1 protein-coding gene and 1 pseudogene are annotated in these 3128 nt (G+C 76.4%); one reads left to right on the top strand and one right to left on the bottom strand.

All coding sequences use genetic code 11. The features are described from left to right. Positions 1-2370 (bottom strand): serine/threonine protein kinase (locus tag BM536_RS37285; protein WP_094104040.1); only part of this gene is annotated, 2370 nt, incomplete at its 3' end. A gap of 331 nt (positions 2371-2701) precedes the next feature. Between BM536_RS37285 and BM536_RS40995 the strand changes: the two are divergent. After that, positions 2702-3128 (top strand): annotated as a pseudogene (locus tag BM536_RS40995) (macro domain-containing protein); the annotation flags it as partial.

Genomic DNA, 3128 nt, shown 5'->3' with positions numbered 1-3128 from the left:
ACTCACGGAGCCCGCCCCGGTGAGCGGCCGCCCGCCCCCGCGTGCCGCCGCGAGCCGGGCGTTCCAGGCACGCACCCGCAGCACCGACGAGACCAACAGGGCCAGCACGGTGGCCGCCGGCCAGATCCACACCGCGAGCAGGAACGTCCCCAGCACCGTCCCCGCCACGAGCACGAGGGCCAGCCCCGCCCACAACCGGCCCCGCCATCCACGGCGCGTGATACGGCCGGTCACCGGCAGGGACCGGCGGGTGAGCCGGCCCATCACCGAGTAGTCGGGGTGGTAGCGCGGCCCGATGTACCAGGCCGTCCAGCACTCCACGGCCAGCAGCGCCGCCAGCGAGGGCACGCTCAGCAGCCAGGCCGTCAGCACGGTCGGCTGCGGCGCGCGGCCGGTCACATCGGCCAGCCCGACCACGAACGCGTGCGGGAAGAACAGCAGCAGCGCCCCGCCCGCGGCCCGGCCCAGCATCACCGGCAGCTCCAGCCGCCGCTGCACCAGCCGGAAGTGCCGCGAGTGGGCGTCCGTGGCCGCGAGCTGCCGGTTCCGCTCGCGTTCCCGCCGGATCGCCCGCGCCTGTGCCAGGGCCAGCGGATGCAGGCGCAGCGCGAGCAGCAGCGGGACCGGCTCGCGGGCGTCCGCGGCCAGCCGGGCGAACCAGGACACGGGGGCGGGCAGGCCGTGCAGGGCCCGTTCCAGGTCGGCGCGGAGCCGGCGGGTGGCCGGGGCGGGGGCGGCGGCCAGGTGGAGGAGTTCGGCGGTCAGGGCCGGACCGGCGCCGGTCGCCTCGCGCAGGCCGTCGCGGTCGTCGGTGACCTCGGGTATCGCGGACAGCCGGGCGACGGCCGCGTCCCACTGGGTGTGGTGGTCCTGCCAGCGCCGGTCGACGTGGGCCAGCTCCTCGCCCCCGCGCCGCGCGGCCAGCCGGTCCAGCAGGTGGTGCCGGCGCAGCTCGCCCATCACCTCCACGCAGTGCCGGTCACCGGCCGCCGCCCGTCCCGCGAAGGCCGGCAGGTCGCCGACGCCGAGCGGGATGCCCCGGTAGCCGGGTTCCTGCTGGGGTGCCATCCAGCCGATCAGGTCGATCAGCGTCCCCGCGTCCGGCCTGCGCCGCAGCCCTTCCCGCAGCAGTTCGTCGAGGGCCTCGGCGCGGACCGGGTCCCGCTCGGGGCGGAACCCGGTGAGCCAGTGTCCGAGCCGCTCCCGCTCCTTGCCGCGGGCCAGCCGGCGGGCCATGGCGGGCCAGTCGGCGTCGAACTCCTCGCCGAGGCGCGCCGGGTCGGTGAAGGTGCGGCCCGCGTGTTCGAAGCGGGGCGCCTCCGGGGCGGGGCCGGGCGGGGTGGCAGGGCGGTCCGCCGTACCGTCCGCCGTGCGCGGGGCGGGCCCCAGCCGGGCCACCACCCCCGGGCTGCGCCCGGCCAGCCATTCGGCGACCTGCTCGGACCCCCAGCGGTCCGCAGGGTGGTGGGCCAGCAGGCCCTGGCAGAGCAGCCGGACGCGTCCGTCGGTGATGCCGCCGAGGTCGAGGGCGCCCGCCTGCACCGCGTCCATCACGGACGCCGGCTCGTGGTGCTTCTCGACCGGGTGCCGGCCGCGGGCGGCCTCGGCGACCAGGACTCCGAGCGACCACCAGTCGTCCGCCGCGCGCACGATCGGCTTGCGCAGCAGCGCCTGCGGCGAGGCGTAGCGCGGGGTCGCGGCCCAGGCGCCGGACGCCTCGCGCGGGGAGCGGGCGACGAGCGAGATGCCGAAGTCGATCAGCACCAGGCCCTCGGCGGGCCGGGCGTAGTCGCCGAGGACCAGGTTGGACGGTTTCAGGTCCCGGTGCACCACGCCCGCCGCGTGCAGGGCGGTGAGGGCGCCGTGCAGTCGGCCCACGAGTCCCCGGATGTCCTCGGACGACAGCTTTCCCCGGTCGCGCAGAAAGGTCGCGAAGTCGGTGCTCCCGTGCGAGGGCAGCACATGGAAGGGCGCCCCGTGGGCCGTCCCCCGCTCCAGGACGTACGACAGCCCGTCGTGCAGCGGCTCGGACAGCAGGCCGGTCACCTCGTCGTCGGGGGCCGCGTCGGGGTGGAACCACTTCAGCACCCGCTCGGTGTCCGGGCCGACGGCCTTCTGGTCGAGCACCCGGAACACGGCCGCGCGCAGTTCGGCGGAGCGGCCCTCCTCCCCCGCCCGGTGCGCGGTCTGTTCGCCGCGCCGGGGTAGGCGCTCGCGTGCCAGGAAGCGGGCGGCGAGGGTGGGCGGCAGCGTGCCCGGATCGCCTCGCGGGTCGGGCGCGGGCAGGCCGCCGTACGGCGTTTCGGGCTCGAAGAGGGTCGGCGGGACGAGGTCCTCGCCGGGGCCACCGGGATCAGCAGGAAACGTCATGGAATTCACCTGCGGACTCAAAGGACCGAACGGTCCTTGGGCGGAAGGGCGGAAGGGCGGAAGGGCGGAAGGGCGGAACGGGCGGAGCAGGCGCATCCATGAGTGGGGGCCGGCCGGTGCGGACGGGACGAAAAAGAATTCGGATGCGCATGCGATTTCGGTGAGGTGCGCGGATCGGGGGCAATTCGGCGGTACGGCGACGGCGCCGTGCCGCGGTGGGGCGGTGCCCGGCGGAAGGGAAAAGCGGCCCACGCACGAAATCCGCCCCGGCCCCGCCCGCGCTTGCCGAACACCCGACGGTCGCGCCACCGGCGCCGATATGTTGACCGGCATGAACCCTGATGGTCTGCCGGACCGTGCCGACCTCGAACGGGAACTGCGGAACCTGCGCCGTGGCGGCCTGCCCGCGCTGCAGTCGCTGGTGCCCCGGGCCCTGCGCGCGGTCACCCTGCACTCCGGATACGCCGAGGGCGAGGACGACCTGGCCGACGGGGCGGAACGGCTCATCCGCGCCGCCGCCGAGCGGCTCGGCACCGACGACCTCATCGGCCGCGCCGCTCAGTGCACCTTCGGCCTGCTGCCCGGTCACCGGGGTGACCCGGCCGCGGACCGGCGCCGGGCGGCGGCCCAGGTCTACGGGGTGAGCGACGAGCGGTTCCGGCACAGCCAGGAGCGGCGGGTCGTCGAGCAGCTCGCGGGAGCGATCCTCGCCGAGGCCCGAGAACCGGCCGTCCGCATCCCCCGCCCCGCGGTGCCGC

The organism is Streptomyces phaeoluteigriseus (assembly GCF_001896135.2).
Taxonomy (GTDB): Bacteria; Actinomycetota; Actinomycetes; order Streptomycetales; family Streptomycetaceae; genus Streptomyces; species Streptomyces phaeoluteigriseus.
The sequence above is the reverse complement of the archived record's forward strand: the minus strand, read 5'-3'. Positions and strand labels throughout refer to the sequence as shown.